Here is a 16445-nt window from a genome sequence, read left to right on the forward strand (position 1 = left end):
TGAGCGGAATAGAAGGCCCGCAGTCGGATTCGAGAATGCTTCTCATTATCCGGGGCTGCAGGCCCGCTCGCCCACAAACCTCAGAGTTTGCGCAGCCGATCCAGTGCCGCGCGCAGCGTGCTGTCCTGCTTGGCAAAGCAAAATCGCACCACGCGCTGGTCGAAGCCGTCGCCATAGAAGGCCGACAGCGGGATGGCCGCCACGCCATGCTCCCGGACCAGCCACTGGCAGAACGCGGCTTCGTCCAGGTCCGACACGGCCGAGATGTCGGCGCAGACGAAGTAGGTCCCCGCCGTGGGCAGCAGGCGCAGGCGCGAGCCTTCCAGGCCCTGGCAGAACAGGTCGCGCTTGGCCTGGTAGAAGGCGGGCAGCTGCAGGTAGGGCGCAGGGTCGGCCATGTAGCTGGCCAGGCCCGCCTGCATGGGCGTGTTGACGGTGAAGACGTTGAACTGGTGGACCTTGCGGAACTCGGCCGTGAGCGCGGCCGGCGCGGCGACGGTGCCCACCTTCCAGCCCGTGACATGGTAGGTCTTGCCGAAGCTGGAGACGATGAAGGCGCGCGCCGCCAGGCCGGCAAAGCGCGCGGCGCTCTGGTGCTGCCGGCCGTCGTAGACCATGTGCTCGTAGACCTCGTCGCTGATCAGCAGCACGTCGGTGGGCGCCAGTAGCTCCTGCAATTGCAGCATCTCGGCATCGCTCCAGATGGTGGCGCTGGGGTTGTGCGGGCTGTTGATGATCAAAAGCCGTGTGCGCGGCGTGATGGCGGCGGCAATTTTGGCGAAGTCGGGCTTGAAGCTGCCCGGCGTCAGCGGCACGCGCACGGGCACGCCGCCGGCCAGCTCGATATTGGGCACGTAGCTGTCGTAGCAGGGGTCGAGCACGATGACCTCATCGCCCGCATGCACGGTGGCCAGGATGGCGGTGAGGATGGCCTGCGTGGCGCCGGCCGTGACCGTGATCTCGGTGCCCGCGTCGTAGCGGCGGCCGTACAGCACCTGCATCTTGTCGGCCATGGCCTGGCGCAGCTGCGGCAGGCCGGGCATGGGCGGGTACTGGTTGTGGCCGGCCTGCATGGCGGCCGTGACGGCATCGACCAGCCTGGGGTCGCAGCCGAAGTCGGGGAAGCCCTGGCCCAGGTTCACCGCCTGGTGCTCGGCGGCCAGCGCCGACATGGTGGTGAAGATGGTCGTGCCCACATGGGGCAGGCGGCTGGGGAAGGCGGGCGTGCGGGGCGTGGCAGAGGTCATGGCGGAGGCAGCGGAAAACGGGAACGGGCCCGCACTGCGGGCCCGGTGGGGCGGAGGATCAGAGTTCGTAGTCGTGCACGTGGCCGCTCATGGCGCGCATGATCAGGTCGCGCGTCAGGCGGTCGCTGAGCAGTTCGGCGAAGCGGTAGACGAAGTTGCGCAGATAGGCGCCGCGCTTGATGGCCACGCGCGCCACGCTCTGGCCGAACAGATGGCCCATGGGGCGCACCACGAGGTCGTTGACCGGATCGTCGCGCATGGCCATCTCGGCCACGATGCCGATGCCCAGGCCCAGGCGCACATAGGTCTTGATCACGTCGGAGTCAATGGCCTCCAGCACGATGCGCGGACGCAGCCGGCGCGTGGCGAAGGCCTGGTCGATCTTGCCGCGCCCGGTGAACGAGGGGTGGTAGGTGATCAGCGACTCATGGGCGATGTCGTCCAGCGTGATGCGCTCTTTCTGCGCCAGCGGATGGCCCGTGGGCATGACCAGCACATGCTGCCATTCGTAGCAGGGCAGGGTGACGAGATCGGGGTAGTCGGCCAGGGACTCGGTGGCCATGCCGATGTCGGCGATTTCGTCGATGACCATGCGCGCCACTTCGGCCGGCGTGGCCTGGTGCAGGCTGATGGTGACCTTGGGATACAGGTCGCGCAGCCGTGCCACGGCGGGCGGCAGCACGTAGCGGGCCTGGGTGTGGGTGGTGGCAATCGACAGCGTGCCGCTGTCCTGGGCGCTGTACTGCTCGCCGATGCGCTTGAGGTTGCCGATCTCGCGCATGATGAGTTCGATGCTCTTGAGCACCTCCAGGCCGGGTTCGGTGATGCGCTTGAGGCGCTTGCCGTGGCGCGCGAAGATGTCGATGCCCAGCTCCTCCTCCAGCTCGATGATGGCCTTGGAGACGCCGGGCTGCGAGGTGTGCAGGGCCTTGGCCGCCTCGGTGAGGTTGAGGTTGCGGCGCGCCGCTTCTTGGACGAATCGGAATTGGTGCAGGTTCATGGCGGTGACAGCTGGGTGCAGCGCGCCATTATGCTGCATTTATATAAAGAAGCGATTCGTTATTTCAGCTTCCTGAACTGCCGGAAGGCTCCATGGCCGCCAACGCCAGCTCTGCCAGCAGGGCCGTGACACGCGGATGCTCGCCCACGGCAGGCTCCAGTTCCACGGCCACCTGTGGGTGGGTGTCGCGGATCTCCTGCACCAGCTTCGGGATGTCCTCGCGCGCATGCTTGCCCGTGCCCAGGAACAGGGGCAGCACGGTGATGCGCGTGGCGCCCGCCTCGACCAGCCCGCGCGCGGCGGTGGGCAGGTCGGGCGCACAGGCTTCCAGGTAGGCGCATGCAGCCAGGCCGTGGGGCTGCGTTTGCCGGACGGCGCCGAGCACGGCCTCGATGGGCTGGCGCCACAGGGCGTCGCGGGAGCCGTGGGCCAGCAGGATCAGGCCGGCAATGCCGGCCGCTTTTGTGTCGTTTTGCATGGCAACGGACCTAGCGGCGCAGCACCAGCCAGGTGAAGGCGGTCAATGAAAGAAGGCTGTAGAGCAGGCCCGGCGCCGCAGCGGTCAGCCAGGGCGACCAGGTCTGCAGCGTGCCGATGTAGCCGAACACGTTGTTCAGCAGGAAGAAGCTGATGCCGGCCATCACACCGCCGAACACATAGGCCGCGATGCCGCCCGAGCGGAAATGCAGATAGGCAAAGGGCAGGGCCAGCACCACCATCACCAGGCAACTCATGGGGTAGAAGACCTTGCGCCAGAACTCGATCTCGTACTTCTGCGCGGCCTGGCCGTTGGCCTCCAGGTGGCGCACGTACTGGAACAGCGAAATGGTGGACATGCGGTCGGGCTTGAGCAGCGCGGCCGAGACCATTTCGGCGCTGATGCCGGTCTTCCAGACCAGGCTGTCCTCTTTCTCGCGCAGCAGCACCATGCCTCCGTCGGCCTTGGCCTTCAGGCGGCTGGCCTCAACGCCCTGGAGCTTCCAGGATTCGCCATCCTCGCTGACCTGCGCCGCCTGCGCATGGATCTGGGCCGAGATGCGGCCCTGGCCGTCAAAGTCGAAGATGCGCACGTTGGAGAAATCGCCGGGCCCGCGGATGGCGCGCACGTTGATGGCGATGGAGTGATCGCCCTGGCGTTCCTTGAGCCAGGCACCCGTGGCGCCGCGCGACAGCTGGGCCAGGTGGATGGCGCGGATGTTCTGGCCCGCGTTCTCGGCCGCCGGCGCCAGGTAGTCGCCCGTGCCGAAGGTGGCCAGCACAAAACCCAGGCCCAGCACCATCAGCGTGCGCAGCGCCAGCCAGGGGCCCATGCCGCTGGTGCGCATGATGGTGAATTCCGAGCTTTGGGCAAAGCGCGCCATCACGTAGATGGTGCCGATCAGCACGGTGATGGGCATCAGCTCATACAAGTGGCTGGGGATGCGCAGCACCACGAAGAGCAGGGCGTGCGTGATCTGGTAGCCGTTGTCGCCGCCGCGCCCGACCCAGCGCAGCTCATCGACCAGATCGAAGAAGAAGAACAGCGCCAGGAAGGCCAGCGTCACATAGCTGACGGCCGCGATGATGTCGCGGTACAGCAGGTTTCTCAGAACTCTCATCAGGGCACCGCCTTTGCGTCGTCCAGGGCAGCCGGCTTGCAGGGCCTGCGCCACAGGTCGCGCGGCGACCAGCGCTTGTGCCGGACCAGCAGCACCAGCAGTGCCAGCAGCAATGTTCCACCGTGCAGCAGGGCCGTCATGGCGGGCATGCTCAGCTTGCCCGAGGCCACCCAGTTCTCGCCCAGTGTCATCAGGTTGTAGTACACGATGAAGGCGAACAGCGCGAGCATGAGGCTGCCGCTGCCACCAGCGCGCGGGTTCACGCTGGCCACGGCAAGGCCCAGGATCACGAAGTTCAGCGCCGCCAGCGGCAGGCCTATGCGCCAGCCCAGCTCGGCGCGGTAGATGGGTTCGGTGCGCGGCAGCAGCTCATGCGTGTACGTGCTGCGAGCGGCCATTTCCTCGGCAGCGGCCAGATTGTTGCCGCCGCCGAGCTGCGTGCCGTATTCCTTGAACTCGCTGATCTTCACCGAGCCGTCGCTGGTCTGCGTTTCCATGCGCTGACCGTCGGTCAGCACGGCCATGCGTTCGCCCTTGATCACTTCCAGCCGCGCCCCGCGCGCCGAGGTCACGGACTCGCGCCCGCGCTCATTGGCCACGATGAACACATTGTTGGCAGCGGTGGCGCTGGGCACGTCCTTGTCGATGAAGAACACGCGCGATCCGCCGGCAGACTCCTGGAACTCGCCGGGAGCGATGCGGTCGATGTCGCTGCGCTGCTCGAACTGGGTCTTGATCTGCTCGATCTGCTGATTGGCCCAGGGCAGGATGCCCAGGCCCAGCACGGCGATCACGGCCAGCACCGGCCAGGCAAAGCGCAGCAGCGGGCGCAGCAGGCTGGCCAGCCCCTGGCCTGCGGCGAACCAGATCACCATCTCGCTGTCGCGGTACATGCGCGACAGCGAGCCGACCACGGCCACGAAAAGCCCCAGGCCCAAAATCGTGGGCAACTGGCCAAGCACCGTATAGCCCATGACCAGCAGAACGTCGGAAGGGCTGACATTGCCCTTGTAAGCCTGGCCCAGCGTGCGGATCAGCATCATGGTCATGACGACCGTGATCAGCACCACGACCGTGGCACCGAAGCTGCGGGCCAGCTCTTTGCGTATGGATGAATCGAATAACATTGGCTGAAAGGAAAACGCCGATTATGAACTTTGAACTGAAGCCGTTGACGACTGCCGCAGCAGTACGTGAAAAGTGTGACCTGTTGTTGGTGCTGGTGACCGAAGCCACGGTCACGGGCAGCGACGCGCTGTCCACCCTGGTCGCACACGCGGTCAAGGCCGGAGATTTCGAAACGGCAGCCGGCAAGCAGCTGGCACTGTACGGCCTGCCAGCCGTCGCTGCACGCCGAGTCGTGCTGCTGGGCGCGGGCAACGGCTCGGCACGGGAAGTCCGCCAGGCCGTGGCCGGCGCAGGTGCCGCGCTCAAGGCGACCGGTGTTGGCAAGGCCTTGCTGTGCTTTGGCTTCGATGCGGCAGGTCCTGCCGTGGCTGCCGCCGTTCTGGCGGCGGCCGATGCCTGCTACAGCTATACCCACACCAAGCCGCAGGCCAAGCCCGTGGCGCTCAAGAAGCTGGTGATTGCCGCAGCCGTCAAGGCGGGCGACAAGAATGGCGTTGCCGACGCTTTCAAGACCGCCGTGGCCCAGGCCGAAGGCATGACCCTGGCACGCGAATGGGCCAATCGCCCCGCCAACCACGCCACGCCCGCCTTGCTGGCTGACGCGGCCCGCGCCCTGGCCAAGCTGCCCGGCATCAGCTGCAAGATCCACGGCCCCGCCGAAGTCGCCAAGCTCGGCATGGGCGCCTTCATGGCCGTGGCCCAGGGTTCGGAGCAGCCGCTGCGCTTCATCGAACTGCACTACAACGGCGGCACCAAGGGCGCCGCGCCCGTGGTGCTGGTCGGCAAGGGCATCACTTTCGATACCGGCGGCATCTCGCTCAAGCCTGCCGCTGAAATGGACGAGATGAAGTTCGACATGGGCGGCGCCGCCAGCGTGCTGGGCGTGTTCCATGCGCTGGCCCGGCTGCAGCCGGCCGTCAATGTCGTCGGCCTCATTCCGGCGTCCGAGAACATGCCCGGCGGCGCTGCCGTCAAGCCGGGCGACGTGGTCACCAGCATGAGCGGCCAAACCATAGAAATCCTCAACACCGATGCCGAAGGCCGTCTCGTGCTCTGCGATGCGCTGACCTACGCCGCCCGCTTCAAGCCCCGCGCCATGGTGGACATCGCCACGCTGACCGGCGCCTGCGTCATCGCCCTGGGCGGGCTGCGCAGCGGCATGTTCTCGCCCAGCGACGAACTGGCCCGCGCGCTGGAGCAGGCCGGCGATGCGGCACTGGACCCCTGCTGGCGCATGCCGCTGGACGAGGAGTACGGCGAAGGCCTCAAGAGCAATTTCGCCGACATGGGCAATGTGGCTGGCCGCGCGGGTGGCGCGGTCACGGCAGCCAAGTTCCTGCAGCGCTTTGTGGGCGACATTCCCTGGGCGCACCTGGACATCGCCGGCACGGCCTGGAAGAGCGGCGCCGCCAAGGGCGGTACAGGCCGCCCCGTGGGCCTGCTGCTGCACTATCTGCTGGCCGGCGTCGATGCTGGCAAGGCGCAGGCCAAGGCTGCTGCACCCCATAAAGCTGCTGCACCCAAGAAACCTGTGCCACCCAAGGCAGGACCTGCCAGCCGCCGCAAGGCTGCAGTTGCCGCTCAGCCGGAGCAGGCATGAGCGCATCGTCCCCGTCAGCCCGGGCCTGTTTGAAGGGAGCATCGCTTGACTGAAGTGGCGTTCCATTTCAACGCGCCCGACAAGCTGGCCTATGTCTGCCGCCTGGCGCGCAAGGCGCTCAGGCACCGCACGCAACTGGTGGTGCTGGGGTCGCCGCCGCTGCTCAAGGCCTTGTCGCCCAGGCTGTGGAGTGTCTCGCCCACCGACTTCCTGGCACATGCCGGCGAAGGCGATGGGGCAGACATCATGGCCTTCTCGCCCATCGTTTTGCTGGAGCGGCTGGACGGCGCGCCGCACCACGACATGCTGGTCAACCTGGGCGGCGAAGTGCCCGAAGGATTCGAGCGCTTTGCGCGTGTCGTCGAAGTGGTTTCCGCCACCGACGAGGAAGACCGCCACCTGGCCCGGCAGCGCTGGAAGCACTATGCGGCCCGGGGTATTTCCATCAAGCGCCATGACCTGGTCCTCAAGGAGTAAGCCATGAGCGCTCCTCCCTCCAAAACCCCACCGCGCTTTGTTCCCACGCTCACCGATGTCGTTGCGGTGGATGCGGTGCAGGCACCGGTTCAGGCGGTCGAACCCCCGGCACCCCTGGCACACCCCGTGTCCGAACTGCCGCTGACTGACGAAGCGACGCCCTGGGCCAGCGAAGGCATGCTGGCGCCTCGGCGTGGCGTGGTCACCCTGCCTGCGTCCCTGCCGCCGCTGCCGCAGGACCTGGAACCCCAGCGGCCCATGGTCGCCGAGCAGGATGCACCTGAGGAAATCCCGACACTTGCAATGCAGCCTGTGCCCTCGGACTATCAGCCGCCCAGCGCCCCGTCCGTGGAAATGCAATTGGCCCAGGAAAGCCGTCTGGCCGAAATGGCTGATGTGACTGATGCGGCTGAGGCGGCAGGTGCTGCAGGTGCTGCAGGTGCTGCAGATGTGGCTTCAGCGGGCGACGTGGCACCGGCCGGGGAAGTGGTCCCTGCCGACCTGGTGGTCCCGGTGGTGCAGGCTGTCGTGGCACAGGCGGCTGCCGGGCCGACGCCGGCTTCCCCTGCCATGCCGGCAGCCCCCACCATGGAGTCCATCTGGGACAGCCATGCGCAGCAGGTCACCGAGGAATATCTGGTCCATCGCCTCATGCAGCGTGTGGACCTGGTGCTGGACCAGCGCTTGCGCGACGCCATTGCCACCGTGGTTCAGCAGCAGACTCGGTCCATCGTCGTGCGTCTGCGCGAGGAGGTGGAATCCGTCGTGCGCCAGGCCGTCTATGAGGCGGTGGCCGATGAACTGGCCTTTCGTGCCACGGCCGCACGTGGCGACTCCGGCCAGGGCGGCCGTTGAGTGCTGGGCAAGGGCGGGTGGCGCAAGCCCCCGCCTGATCCGCTCGTCAGCCTGCGCGGGCCGGGCCTGAGAACACCTCGGGATTGAGGATGTTGCTGGGCTGCCCCGCAACGAAGTTCACCACATTGTCGAAGGCAGCGCGAAAGTACAGCTCGTAGCTGTCCTGCTCCACGTAGCCGATGTGCGGCGTGCAGATGCAGTTCTCCAGCCGCAGCAGCGCATGGCCCTGGAGGATGGGCTCGCTCTCGAACACGTCCACGGCCGCTAGGCCCGGCCGGCCTCGGTTGAGCGCACCCAGCAGGGCATCGGCCTCCACCAGCTCCGCGCGCGAGGTGTTCACGAACAGGGCGGTCGGCTTCATGCGTGCCAGATCCTGCGCCGTGACGATGCCGCGTGTGGCCTCATGCAGTCGCAGATGCATGGACAGCACGTCGGATTCGGTAAAGAAAGCCTCGCGCGATTCCGCCGCCGCAAAGCCATCGGCCTGTGCCTTCTGGCGCGAGCTTTCGCTGCCCCAGACCAGAACCTGCATGCCGAAGGCATGGCCATAGTGCGCGACCAGCCGTCCAATGCGGCCGTAGCCCCAGATACCCAGCGTGCGCCCGTGCAACACGCTGCCCAGTCCGAAATTCGCAGGCATGGACGCAGCCTTGAAGCCCGATTGCTGCCATGCGCCGTGCTTGAGGTTGGCGATGTACTGCGGCAGCCGCCGCGTGGCCGCCATGATCAGCGACCAGGTCAGCTCTGCCGGCGCAATGGGCGAGCCCACGCCCTCGGCAATCGCAACGCCCTGGTCGGTACAGGCCTGCACATCGATATGGGCGCCGGCCTTGCCGGTCTGCGCGATCAGCTTCAGGCGCGGAAGCTTTTCCAGCAGCTGCCGGCTGATCTGCGTGCGCTCGCGGGTCAGCACGATGATGTCCGCATCGCGCAACCGCACCGACAGCTGGCCAACGCCCTTGACGGTATTGGTGAAGACCTTGGCGTTGAAGGGCTCCAGCAGACGAGCACAGTCCAGCTTGCGCACGGCGTCCTGGTAGTCGTCAAGAATGATGATGTTCATTGCCTGTGAATCTGTCATAAGCCTTTGATTTATCTCCGGTTTGCCGCGTAAGATGTTGTCGGCAAATGATTTATTCCATTCCAGCGCTTACCTTTGCGCTTCATCTGCACTTGCCTGGACTCGTCTACACTTCACCGCTCGGTATAGGTTTTGTGTAGGTTTTTCCGGCACTCAAGGTGTGGCTTCAGATGTTCTTTGACGCACGTTCAGCCAAGACCCTAAAGCAGGGCGAACACATTGTCGTACAAGGTTGCCCAGGCCTGAGGCTCGAAGCGACGGCCAGCACGAAATCTTGGACCTATCGTTACAGAAGCTTGGCGGATTCAGCAAAGCTCAAGCAGGTCAAGCTCGGCCAATGGCCAGGCATGTCGCCAGCCCAGGCTGCAGCCGAATGGCAGGCAGCACGGGACCTGCGTGAGCAGGGAAGAGATCCGGCGGATGAGCGAAAGCTGGCGCGCAAGGCTTTGGCGCAACCGGTTGCACAGGTTTACACATTGGCCAAGCTGGTGGACGACTATGCCGCCCGGTATCTCATGGTCAACCGGGAGGCCAAGGGCGCCCGCAACATCGAGCAGCGTCTGCGCAATGCGATCTCGGGACGGGAGTCGACATCCGTGGCCGAGGTGGGGCGCTCTTTTGTCTACGACGTCATTGAAGGTCTGGCCGACCGCCCCGTCTTGGCCAAGTCCGTGAAGACGGAGATGGCAGCTGCATGGCGCGTGGGGCTGGAGTCAGGGCGAATTCCGGACGGCATGCCCAACTGGTGGGCGGAACGCACGTCCCACAAACTGCGCAGCAAAGGCGCAGTGCGCGAGGGCAAACACAAGGGCACCAGCAAGCGTGTGCTGAGCGGCGCGGAGATCAAGACGCTGATCGGCAGCGAGCTGTCGATGTTCAGCCAGCAGGTTCAGGATTTCCTGACGCTGCAGCTGTGGACATGCACGCGTGGCGGGGAGATCTGCCAGATGCAGAAGAAGCAGTTGTCGGAGGAGGGGGGTGTGCTCTGGTGGACCGTGCCCAAGGAGGCAATGAAGATTCGGCACGTTGAGGTCGCACATGACCTGCGTGTGCCTTTGTTCGGTCGGGCCGAGCAGATCGTGCGACGTCTGCTGGCGAATGAGGGGCAATGGCTGTTCCCGAGCATCGGGCGCGATGGTGTGCTTAAAGGGCAGACCCAGGCCTACATGCAGACCAAGGTGCACTATCTGCAGCCCTACAGCAAGACGAAGCCCGAGCACAAGCGGGCGCGGCTGACCGTGACGCATTGGTCACCGCATGATCTTCGGCGGACGGGGCGCACCATCCTGGCGTCGATGGGCTGTCCGCATGAGGTTGGGGAGGCGATCCTTGGCCACGTCCTCCCTGGCGTGGCGGGCGACTACAACCTCTACCGGTACGACGCCGAGCGTGGCCACTGGCTGGCGGCGCTCGATGCGAAGTTGGAGGAGTTCATCGGGGCTTAGGGGCACCGGTGTTCTCGGGTGGCAGCAGTTCAGACGCTGGCCGCCGGGCGGACCATTCATCGAGCTCCGCGCGCAGCCAGCCAACGCGCCTGGCAGACAGCTGGCGGGGTTGGGGTATCTGGCGCTCACGTACCAGTTGTTCGAAGGAACTGACGCTCAGCGCCACGTAGGCTGCGGCATGCTCGCGGCCGAGCACGGCAGGTGCGAAGTTCAGAGTGATGCTCTTGGACATGGGTGTCCTCAATGAAAAAGGCCCGCGGGTGCGGGCCAGGTTGGTGGTTCGTCGTTGTCTGGGAGCGGCGCGCGCTTGTCGCGCCAGTTCCTTGGTTTCTTGCTGGCCATTCAGATCTCCTTTATCACTTGGGCGACTTAGGTGTGCCCGGGCCGTTCATGAGGTGGCCGGCGTGTTGCAGCAGCTCGCCGGGAGGGGGTCGAGTAAAGGTCATGAAGGCAAATATGGAAAAGGTCCGCTTTCGCGGACGACGGCAGGACAAATGGCTTACCCTCTCTGCCGAAAAGGAGAGGGCAATGGCGTATTGGTGGGTCAATCACAAACAGACTTTCAAGTCCGAGATCGAAGGCGGGTATATCTGGAGCCCACAGCGCAAGGCCAACGGCGGCTACAACCAGACCTATGAGAACCTGCGTCTGGTGAAGAAGGGTGACACGGTGATCTCGTATGCAGACGGCCAGATCAAAGCGATTGGCGTGGCCACGTCCGGATACCGAGACGAGGGCAAGCCCGACGATTTCGGTAAGGCTGGCGACGCGTGGCACGCAGATGGATGGCTGGTGCCTGTCGCATGGGAACGGCTCGAAATCCCGGTTCGGCCCAAGCAGCACATGGAGGTGCTGGCTGGAGATCTGCCGCAGAAGTACTCCCCAATCCGTGCCAGTGGCGATGGCAACCAGGGTGTGTATCTGGCGTCGGTGTCGCACGCGCTTGGCGAGAAGATCCTGGGTCTGGCAGGAAAGGCCAATGACGCGGTGCTGGAGCTCTACGATGATCAGGTCCTGGAGCTGGAAGAAGACCAGATTCAGCAGGAGCTCAGCGTCTCCCCCGAGCTGTCATCCACAGAGATCGAGCAGTTGGTGAAAGCGCGCCGTGGCCAGGGCATCTATCGCACCAACCTCATGCAGATTGAAAAGCGCTGCCGCCTCACTGGAGTTTCAGACCCCCGGCTTCTGGTGGCCAGCCACATCAAGCCCTGGAAGGACTGCACGAACGAGGAGCGGCTGGATGGCCACAACGGTCTACTGCTGTCGCCTCATGTGGACCGGCTGTTCGATCGTCACCTGATCAGCTTCACGGACGATGGGCAAATCATCACGGCAGGTGCGTGGGTGGTGAAAGCCATGCTTGTGTGGGGCCTTGATCCTCAGATGAATGTTGGTTTTTTTAATTCGTCTCAATGTAATTATTTGGCCTCACATAGAGAATCGTGTATTAATTTTTATAATCAATTTCTTGAGAGGTCATTGTTAATATGATTTTTTATGAAGATGATAGAGTAACTGATGTTGGTCTTGATCGGACTATTTGGTTGAATATCAATGGCTCAGGGCCATCAAGAATTAGAAATTTTAATAGCTATTGCGCTGGATGCAAGATGGCTATCAAACGGCTATCTCAATCTAGCTCGGATTCCTTTTGTCATATAATATACACGAGCGCAAACGATTACCCAATAGGATATTGTGCTATTGCGTTTCTTGATGAAGAATACGACGATAACGTGATTTTTTCAATTGATTATGTATATATAAATGAAATTTATAGGGGTAATGGCTATTCTAGGTTCATTTCAGATGAAGTGGTGAGGTTGATTGATTATCGTGCAAAAAATAAGAGGACGGCTAATTTGTTAGATTGGTCTGAAGCGGTTACCTCAGAGGGAGAAAGATTTTCATTCATGAGAACGAATGAATTGAAATGGCTGGGGTATGTTGTGAAATTTAAATAGGAGTAATTTTATTTTGGTTTTGATGTAATTAAAAGCCATGCTACTAACCGAAATTGTTTTTTAACAGTTCTGGTAAATTAGTTGTTAAATTAGGAACATTTCCGATTGATGTCCAGGACCCAGTTCGTGGCTCGCCCGAGCTGGCTTGGCTTGAGGATTGCTCGAGCTAGATCCCGAGCGCTTGCTGAACGGCTGGTGGCGCGGCCAGGCGCTGCTGGCACGCGGGGTTGAGCCACAGCACTTCGGTCTTGACCGCTGTGCCACGGCCGGCAGAGATGCGGGCGCCCGTGGAGTGGACCTGCCAGTCAGCCAGCTCGCGCTCGTACAGCTCCGATGGGTAGCCGCTGAGCACGACCATACCCTTCAGGCTGCGAAGCACGGTCAGCAGTTCCAGGTGCTGCTCGTCGGTCATCTCGTGTCGGTAGCAGCCCTGGGTCACGTTGCGCAGTGAGCGCGTGCCGAAGACATAGGGCGGGTCCACGAAGTGCAGCGTGTCGGCGGTGTCGTGCTGTTGCATGACCTCGATCGCGGGCCTGTTCTCGATCAGCACGCCCTGCAGGCGCTCGATGATGGGCGGCAGCTGGCCGGGGTAGCGGCTCCAGAGGTGCTGTGCCGTGCCGTAGGGCCGGGCAGTGTCGATGCGAAAGCCCGTCACGCCCTTGGTGGCGCCGGCCGAGCCAAAGCCCATGCATGCCCGCACGGCGGTTCGCCTCGCGCGCTCCACCGGCTCGTCGCAGTCCTGATAGGACAGGTCGAACTCGGCCCGCGCGTAGGGTGTGAGATGCAGCAGCTGGATCAGCCGTTCGGACTGGCCAGGGTCGCGCAGCACGCGGAAGAAGTTGGCGATGTCGTCGTCCAGGTCGTTGTAGACCTCGGCGTAGGCCCGGGGTTTCTGCAGCAGCACGCCAGCCGCGCCGCCGAATGGCTCGACGTAGCAGCGGTGCTCGGGGAAGTGCTGAAGCACCCAGGGCGCCAGCCGGAACTTGGCGCCGTGGTAGCGCAGGGCGGGGGATGTGACTTGGCTCATGCGACTCCAGAACGCAAAAAGCCAGCTCGGCGGCTGGCTCTGGAAGGGGTGGGGGATATCAGGACGGCGGCTATGCGCTGTGCTCATGCCGCTCCATTAAGAAATGATACGATTGCCGTCGTACTTTGCAATGAAGTACTTGATACTATTAATTAGGGAGAATTATGAGGAATTTTATAGCGCTGCTTTTCGCGGGTTTTATGGCTGCTTCAGTCAATTCGCAGCAAATGTACAATAAAACCATTTATGTTGAGCCAATACCTATATGGCAATTAGGTGCGACTCAATATGACGTTCTGGAGTCAGCAGTTGCTGCAAAAGACGCAGAGGTTAGGGGCTACTCTAATATGTATGTTGGTAATTACTGGATATGCGAAGTTTGGGATGCGCCTGGATGTGGTGGGATGTGGGCGTACAACAAGAAGTTTTACCCAGTAATGTTTGATCTTTACGACAAAACTTCTGGAGCACAGTCTGGCCGCGTAGCAATTCACACCGGAATTTTGTGTCCAAATGGTGCATATCAGATTTATTATCAAAGCAATAACATGCCACGCCGCTGGGATGCGTGTCAAATAACTACTCAAACCCCTGTGAATCCTGGTCCTCAAAACACAACTGTTACGAATCCTTTTGTCACTGGTATTGACTGGTCGGCTGGCGAAGGATGCACATTGAGGCCTGTCACCATCAACAGGCAAGTTGTTGAACGGTGTTTTAAAAATCTGCAGGTCAATTAACCAACGATCAGCAATATTTTGGGGCGCGTGGCGCCCCTTTTTTCATGTTTGCTTAAATGGCAAAAGCTGCCCGGTCCTTGCCGTTGATCCAGTTCGGCGGCTTGCCCCGGCCGGTCCAGGTGGCGCCGGTGGCGGGGTCGCGGTACTTCGGGGCGCCCACGCTGCCCTTGGGCTTCTTGCCCTGGGCCGGGAAGACATCGGCAGCGGTCAGGCCGTGCTCTGCGATCAGCGCGCGGGCCGCGGCGATGCCTTCGGCTCTGCGCTCTGCTTGAGCAGCTGCGATCTGGGCGTCAAGGGTGGCCTTCTGGGCCAGCAGTTCGGTGTAGGAGGTCATGGATGGTTCCTGGTTAGACGCCGTGCGGGCGCCGTGGGTGGTTCAGTGGATGGGGTGGATCAGTCTTGGCCAACGGTCGCAGCGAAGGCCTCTTCAGGCGTCTGCTGGTTGACCGGATGGAACGGGTCTTCGGGCGGCTCGTCGCGGCCCTGGACCGGGAACGGGTTGTCCAGAGGCTGCTGCTCGCCGGCCAACTCGGGTGCGGTCAGCATGATGGGCACCTCGTTTTGCACCAGCAGGGCCAGCTTGCCCATGGCCTTTTCCGTCAGGTGGTTGGAGCAGCGCACGCGGAACTTCACCTCGACGGTGCCGCCCTCGCGCGGCGTCAGCTTGAACCGGTCCACTTTGCAGTCGGACAGCGGGATGTCGCTCGCGCCGCCCAGGCCGTGGCCGATGGTGAGCGTGTAGCCGTCCAGATCCCAGCTCCATTCGATGGGGCGCATGCTGGGGAAACGCAGGTTCGGCAGATCCGAGACCTGCTCGATCCCGTCCAGCGCCTGCTGCGCGCCGTCGCCAGCTGCAGCGCTGCGGTGGTAGATGGCGGACAGCAGGTGCCCGTCGAACTGGCTCAGGATGCTGTTGGGCGCATCGATCTTGAAGAACAGGTCGGTAGCTGGATTCAGCTGGTTCGGCCCGTTTTTCTCGCTGCGCACGTTCACGTTCGTGAGCTTCGCGTTGGTGAACTCTTCGATTTCAAAGGCCATGGTGGTCCTCGGTGGTGGTGGAAACAGGGATGGGCTGGCCCAGGGCCTGGGCGGCGTACTCGCGGCCGAGCTTTTCGGCCTCCAGGGAGACGCGGAAGAAGGCGCCGGAGACCTGCTCAGGGGTGAGGCTGTCCGCGCCGATGGGCAGGCCCGTGATCAGGCCAGCCAGCCGCTGGGCGAACTCGGCGGCCGGGATGGTGGCGGCGGTCATGCGCCGGGCATCTCCGCGCGCAGGGCCTCGTACTTTGCGTTCAGGTTCCTGCGGTCTTCCTCGACAGGCAGGTCGCCGATGAAGCTGGCCACCTCGTCCAGACGCTCCGGGGTCTTCGCCTTGAGCATCTGGTCCAGCAACTCAGGAGCGGTGTAGCCGATGGCTGCTGGCGGGGCCGCGGCTGGTGCGTCTTCACCCGCCGGGGCGTCAATGATCTCGGTCGCGCCGCTGTCGATGATCGTGTGCGCATCGACTTCGATGTCGGCCAGGCTGCTGTCCCGGTCCTCGCGCTCCTGAGCGTCGATGTATTCGATGCTGACGGGCAGGTACTTGAAGAGCCGGCGCAGCACTGTCTTCTTCGCCATCTCATCGAAGTTCGTGTGCCATGGCGAGTTCGGCTCGCGGCCGTATTTGCGCGCACTGGCTTCGGCCGCCTTCCAGCCCTGGGACTCGCGCATGATCCGTTCGATCTCGGCGCGGCCCATCAGCTCGAACTGGACGCCCCCGCCTTGGAGTTTGGCGACCGCGTACACGGCGCGGAGAGCTCCCCGCTCGTCTTCTTCCCAGGCAGGTTCGTGCTGCAGGTCCGGGTCAAGGCCGAACTTCACGGAGAAAGTGTCCCGCTCGTACACGGCCCGGGACTCGATGCTGACGATCTGTCCGCTGCGGCGGGCCAGGTCGATCATGCCCTTGTAGCCGAGGATGAACTGGACCTCGGTCTTGCCGGAACGACGGTTGTCGAACGGCAGCAGGTAGGCATGCCCCAGGGCGCCGCCTGGCTCAATGCCGAGCTGCGCGCACTGCATGACGGCTCCCATGAACGAAGCCGGGTCGGCCTGCATCAGCTTGGGCACCTTGCGTAGCTCGGTCAGCGCCACGCGTGTGAAGCGTTCGGCATTCAGGTGCTTGGGAAGCGCCAGGGCGAACTGCTTTTTCATGCTGTCGCCGGTGATCAGGTCGGCCAGCGTCTGGGGCTTGGTGTTTCGGGTCACGCCGCCCGTCGCGGCGGCCTTGAGAGCTTGGGTGGACATGGC

The 16445-nt window shown here is 63.3% G+C and carries 19 protein-coding genes; 7 read left to right on the top strand and 12 right to left on the bottom strand.

Features of this window, described 5'->3' with window-relative positions; all coding sequences use genetic code 11:
• Positions 1-80: 80 nt before the first annotated feature.
• The 5 genes from CLV01_RS16430 to lptF all read right to left on the bottom strand — a co-directional run bounded on the left by CLV01_RS16430 (position 81) and on the right by lptF (position 4972).
• Positions 81-1247, bottom strand: a complete 1167-nt coding sequence (locus CLV01_RS16430) for a pyridoxal phosphate-dependent aminotransferase (RefSeq protein ID WP_099733794.1) — start codon at positions 1245-1247, stop codon at positions 81-83.
• Positions 1248-1305: 58 nt separating this feature from the next.
• The gene (locus CLV01_RS16435; RefSeq protein WP_034398475.1) at positions 1306-2247 is read right to left on the bottom strand and encodes a CysB family HTH-type transcriptional regulator; all 942 of its coding nucleotides are present in this window, start codon (positions 2245-2247) and stop codon (positions 1306-1308) included.
• 64 nt (positions 2248-2311) lie between these two features.
• A complete protein-coding gene (locus tag CLV01_RS16440; protein WP_099733793.1) occupies positions 2312-2725 on the bottom strand; it encodes a sirohydrochlorin chelatase in 414 nt (137 codons plus the stop codon).
• A 10-nt stretch (positions 2726-2735) separates the two neighbouring features.
• Positions 2736-3845 (bottom strand): LPS export ABC transporter permease LptG, encoded by a 1110-nt coding sequence (lptG, locus tag CLV01_RS16445; RefSeq protein WP_099733792.1) that lies wholly within the window; start codon positions 3843-3845, stop codon positions 2736-2738.
• Positions 3845-4972 carry an LPS export ABC transporter permease LptF gene (gene lptF / locus CLV01_RS16450; RefSeq protein WP_099733791.1) on the bottom strand — a complete coding sequence of 376 codons (1128 nt, stop codon included), beginning with the start codon at positions 4970-4972 and terminating at the stop codon, positions 3845-3847. The genes lptG and lptF overlap by 1 nt, the downstream gene beginning before the upstream one ends.
• Positions 4973-4995: 23 nt before the next feature.
• Here lptF and CLV01_RS16455 point away from each other — a divergent pair, with 23 nt between their 5' ends.
• Genes CLV01_RS16455 through CLV01_RS16465 form a run of 3 tightly spaced genes read left to right on the top strand, consistent with a single transcriptional unit; the run spans position 4996 to position 7905 of the window.
• The gene (locus CLV01_RS16455) at positions 4996-6573 is read left to right on the top strand and encodes a leucyl aminopeptidase (RefSeq protein ID WP_099733790.1); all 1578 of its coding nucleotides are present in this window, start codon (positions 4996-4998) and stop codon (positions 6571-6573) included.
• 45 nt (positions 6574-6618) lie between these two features.
• Positions 6619-7050 (top strand): DNA polymerase III subunit chi, encoded by a 432-nt coding sequence (locus CLV01_RS16460; RefSeq protein ID WP_099733789.1) that lies wholly within the window; start codon positions 6619-6621, stop codon positions 7048-7050.
• A 3-nt stretch (positions 7051-7053) separates the two neighbouring features.
• On the top strand, positions 7054-7905 hold the full coding sequence (locus CLV01_RS16465) for a hypothetical protein (RefSeq protein ID WP_099733788.1): 852 nt from the start codon (positions 7054-7056) through the stop codon (positions 7903-7905).
• Between the two features lie 46 nt (positions 7906-7951).
• Here the strand turns inward: CLV01_RS16465 and CLV01_RS16470 are convergent, their stop codons facing one another.
• Positions 7952-8968 (bottom strand): D-2-hydroxyacid dehydrogenase family protein, encoded by a 1017-nt coding sequence (locus CLV01_RS16470; RefSeq protein ID WP_013802619.1) that lies wholly within the window; start codon positions 8966-8968, stop codon positions 7952-7954.
• Between the two features lie 188 nt (positions 8969-9156).
• Here CLV01_RS16470 and CLV01_RS16475 point away from each other — a divergent pair, with 188 nt between their 5' ends.
• Positions 9157-10431: a tyrosine-type recombinase/integrase gene (locus CLV01_RS16475; RefSeq protein WP_099733787.1), complete on the top strand. Its 1275-nt coding sequence runs from the start codon at positions 9157-9159 to the stop codon at positions 10429-10431.
• On the opposite strand, the gene CLV01_RS16480 is transcribed toward CLV01_RS16475, so the two are convergent.
• Complete coding sequence (locus CLV01_RS16480; RefSeq protein ID WP_013802617.1) at positions 10418-10663, bottom strand: helix-turn-helix transcriptional regulator; 246 nt, start codon at positions 10661-10663, stop codon at positions 10418-10420. The genes CLV01_RS16475 and CLV01_RS16480 overlap by 14 nt on opposite strands.
• 224 nt (positions 10664-10887) lie before the next feature.
• On the opposite strand from CLV01_RS16480, the gene CLV01_RS16485 reads away from it, so the two are divergent.
• Positions 10888-11922 carry an HNH endonuclease gene (locus CLV01_RS16485; RefSeq protein WP_257221337.1) on the top strand — a complete coding sequence of 345 codons (1035 nt, stop codon included), beginning with the start codon at positions 10888-10890 and terminating at the stop codon, positions 11920-11922.
• Positions 11919-12395 carry a hypothetical protein gene (locus CLV01_RS28775; protein ID WP_143290051.1) on the top strand — a complete coding sequence of 159 codons (477 nt, stop codon included), beginning with the start codon at positions 11919-11921 and terminating at the stop codon, positions 12393-12395. The genes CLV01_RS16485 and CLV01_RS28775 overlap by 4 nt, the downstream gene beginning before the upstream one ends.
• A 166-nt stretch (positions 12396-12561) precedes the next feature.
• On the opposite strand, the gene CLV01_RS16490 is transcribed toward CLV01_RS28775, so the two are convergent.
• Positions 12562-13422 carry a DNA adenine methylase gene (locus tag CLV01_RS16490; RefSeq protein ID WP_099733786.1) on the bottom strand — a complete coding sequence of 287 codons (861 nt, stop codon included), beginning with the start codon at positions 13420-13422 and terminating at the stop codon, positions 12562-12564.
• Positions 13423-13586: 164 nt separating this feature from the next.
• On the opposite strand from CLV01_RS16490, the gene CLV01_RS28780 reads away from it, so the two are divergent.
• Positions 13587-14162, top strand: a complete 576-nt coding sequence (locus tag CLV01_RS28780) for a hypothetical protein (protein ID WP_143344290.1) — start codon at positions 13587-13589, stop codon at positions 14160-14162.
• 52 nt (positions 14163-14214) lie between these two features.
• On the opposite strand, the gene CLV01_RS16495 is transcribed toward CLV01_RS28780, so the two are convergent.
• The 4 genes from CLV01_RS16495 to recT are packed head-to-tail and all read right to left on the bottom strand — an operon-like array spanning position 14215 to position 16442.
• Complete coding sequence (locus CLV01_RS16495) at positions 14215-14496, bottom strand: H-NS histone family protein (RefSeq protein WP_099733785.1); 282 nt, start codon at positions 14494-14496, stop codon at positions 14215-14217.
• A gap of 59 nt (positions 14497-14555) precedes the next feature.
• Entirely contained in the window at positions 14556-15200 is a 645-nt protein-coding gene (locus tag CLV01_RS16500) for a hypothetical protein (protein WP_099733784.1), read from the bottom strand.
• Entirely contained in the window at positions 15190-15411 is a 222-nt protein-coding gene (locus tag CLV01_RS16505; RefSeq protein ID WP_099733783.1) for a hypothetical protein, read from the bottom strand. Before CLV01_RS16505 ends, CLV01_RS16500 begins: the two co-directional genes overlap by 11 nt.
• Positions 15408-16442 carry a recombination protein RecT gene (gene recT, locus CLV01_RS16510; protein ID WP_099733782.1) on the bottom strand — a complete coding sequence of 345 codons (1035 nt, stop codon included), beginning with the start codon at positions 16440-16442 and terminating at the stop codon, positions 15408-15410. The genes CLV01_RS16505 and recT overlap by 4 nt, the downstream gene beginning before the upstream one ends.
• Between the last annotated feature and the right edge of the window lie 3 nt (positions 16443-16445).

Source organism: Delftia sp. 60 (assembly GCF_002754395.1).
GTDB classification, from domain to species: domain Bacteria; phylum Pseudomonadota; class Gammaproteobacteria; order Burkholderiales; family Burkholderiaceae_C; genus Comamonas; species Comamonas acidovorans.

What these genes read in the sequence shown, in the direction of transcription:
- CLV01_RS16430 (WP_099733794.1), bottom strand. Translation starts at nt 1,247, where the DNA reads ATGACCTCTGCCACGCCCCGCACGCCCGCCTTCCCCAGCCGCCTGCCC.
- CLV01_RS16435 (WP_034398475.1), bottom strand. Translation starts at nt 2,247, where the DNA reads ATGAACCTGCACCAATTCCGATTCGTCCAAGAAGCGGCGCGCCGCAAC.
- CLV01_RS16440 (WP_099733793.1), bottom strand. Translation starts at nt 2,725, where the DNA reads ATGCAAAACGACACAAAAGCGGCCGGCATTGCCGGCCTGATCCTGCTG.
- lptG (WP_099733792.1), bottom strand. Translation starts at nt 3,845, where the DNA reads ATGAGAGTTCTGAGAAACCTGCTGTACCGCGACATCATCGCGGCCGTC.
- lptF (WP_099733791.1), bottom strand. Translation starts at nt 4,972, where the DNA reads ATGTTATTCGATTCATCCATACGCAAAGAGCTGGCCCGCAGCTTCGGT.
- CLV01_RS16455 (WP_099733790.1), top strand. Translation starts at nt 4,996, where the DNA reads ATGAACTTTGAACTGAAGCCGTTGACGACTGCCGCAGCAGTACGTGAA.
- CLV01_RS16465 (WP_099733788.1), top strand. Translation starts at nt 7,054, where the DNA reads ATGAGCGCTCCTCCCTCCAAAACCCCACCGCGCTTTGTTCCCACGCTC.
- CLV01_RS16470 (WP_013802619.1), bottom strand. Translation starts at nt 8,968, where the DNA reads ATGAACATCATCATTCTTGACGACTACCAGGACGCCGTGCGCAAGCTG.
- CLV01_RS16475 (WP_099733787.1), top strand. Translation starts at nt 9,157, where the DNA reads ATGTTCTTTGACGCACGTTCAGCCAAGACCCTAAAGCAGGGCGAACAC.
- CLV01_RS16480 (WP_013802617.1), bottom strand. Translation starts at nt 10,663, where the DNA reads ATGTCCAAGAGCATCACTCTGAACTTCGCACCTGCCGTGCTCGGCCGC.
- CLV01_RS16485 (WP_257221337.1), top strand. Translation starts at nt 10,888, where the DNA reads ATGGAAAAGGTCCGCTTTCGCGGACGACGGCAGGACAAATGGCTTACC.
- CLV01_RS28775 (WP_143290051.1), top strand. Translation starts at nt 11,919, where the DNA reads ATGATTTTTTATGAAGATGATAGAGTAACTGATGTTGGTCTTGATCGG.
- CLV01_RS16490 (WP_099733786.1), bottom strand. Translation starts at nt 13,422, where the DNA reads ATGAGCCAAGTCACATCCCCCGCCCTGCGCTACCACGGCGCCAAGTTC.
- CLV01_RS28780 (WP_143344290.1), top strand. Translation starts at nt 13,587, where the DNA reads ATGAGGAATTTTATAGCGCTGCTTTTCGCGGGTTTTATGGCTGCTTCA.
- CLV01_RS16495 (WP_099733785.1), bottom strand. Translation starts at nt 14,496, where the DNA reads ATGACCTCCTACACCGAACTGCTGGCCCAGAAGGCCACCCTTGACGCC.
- CLV01_RS16500 (WP_099733784.1), bottom strand. Translation starts at nt 15,200, where the DNA reads ATGGCCTTTGAAATCGAAGAGTTCACCAACGCGAAGCTCACGAACGTG.
- CLV01_RS16505 (WP_099733783.1), bottom strand. Translation starts at nt 15,411, where the DNA reads ATGACCGCCGCCACCATCCCGGCCGCCGAGTTCGCCCAGCGGCTGGCT.
- recT (WP_099733782.1), bottom strand. Translation starts at nt 16,442, where the DNA reads ATGTCCACCCAAGCTCTCAAGGCCGCCGCGACGGGCGGCGTGACCCGA.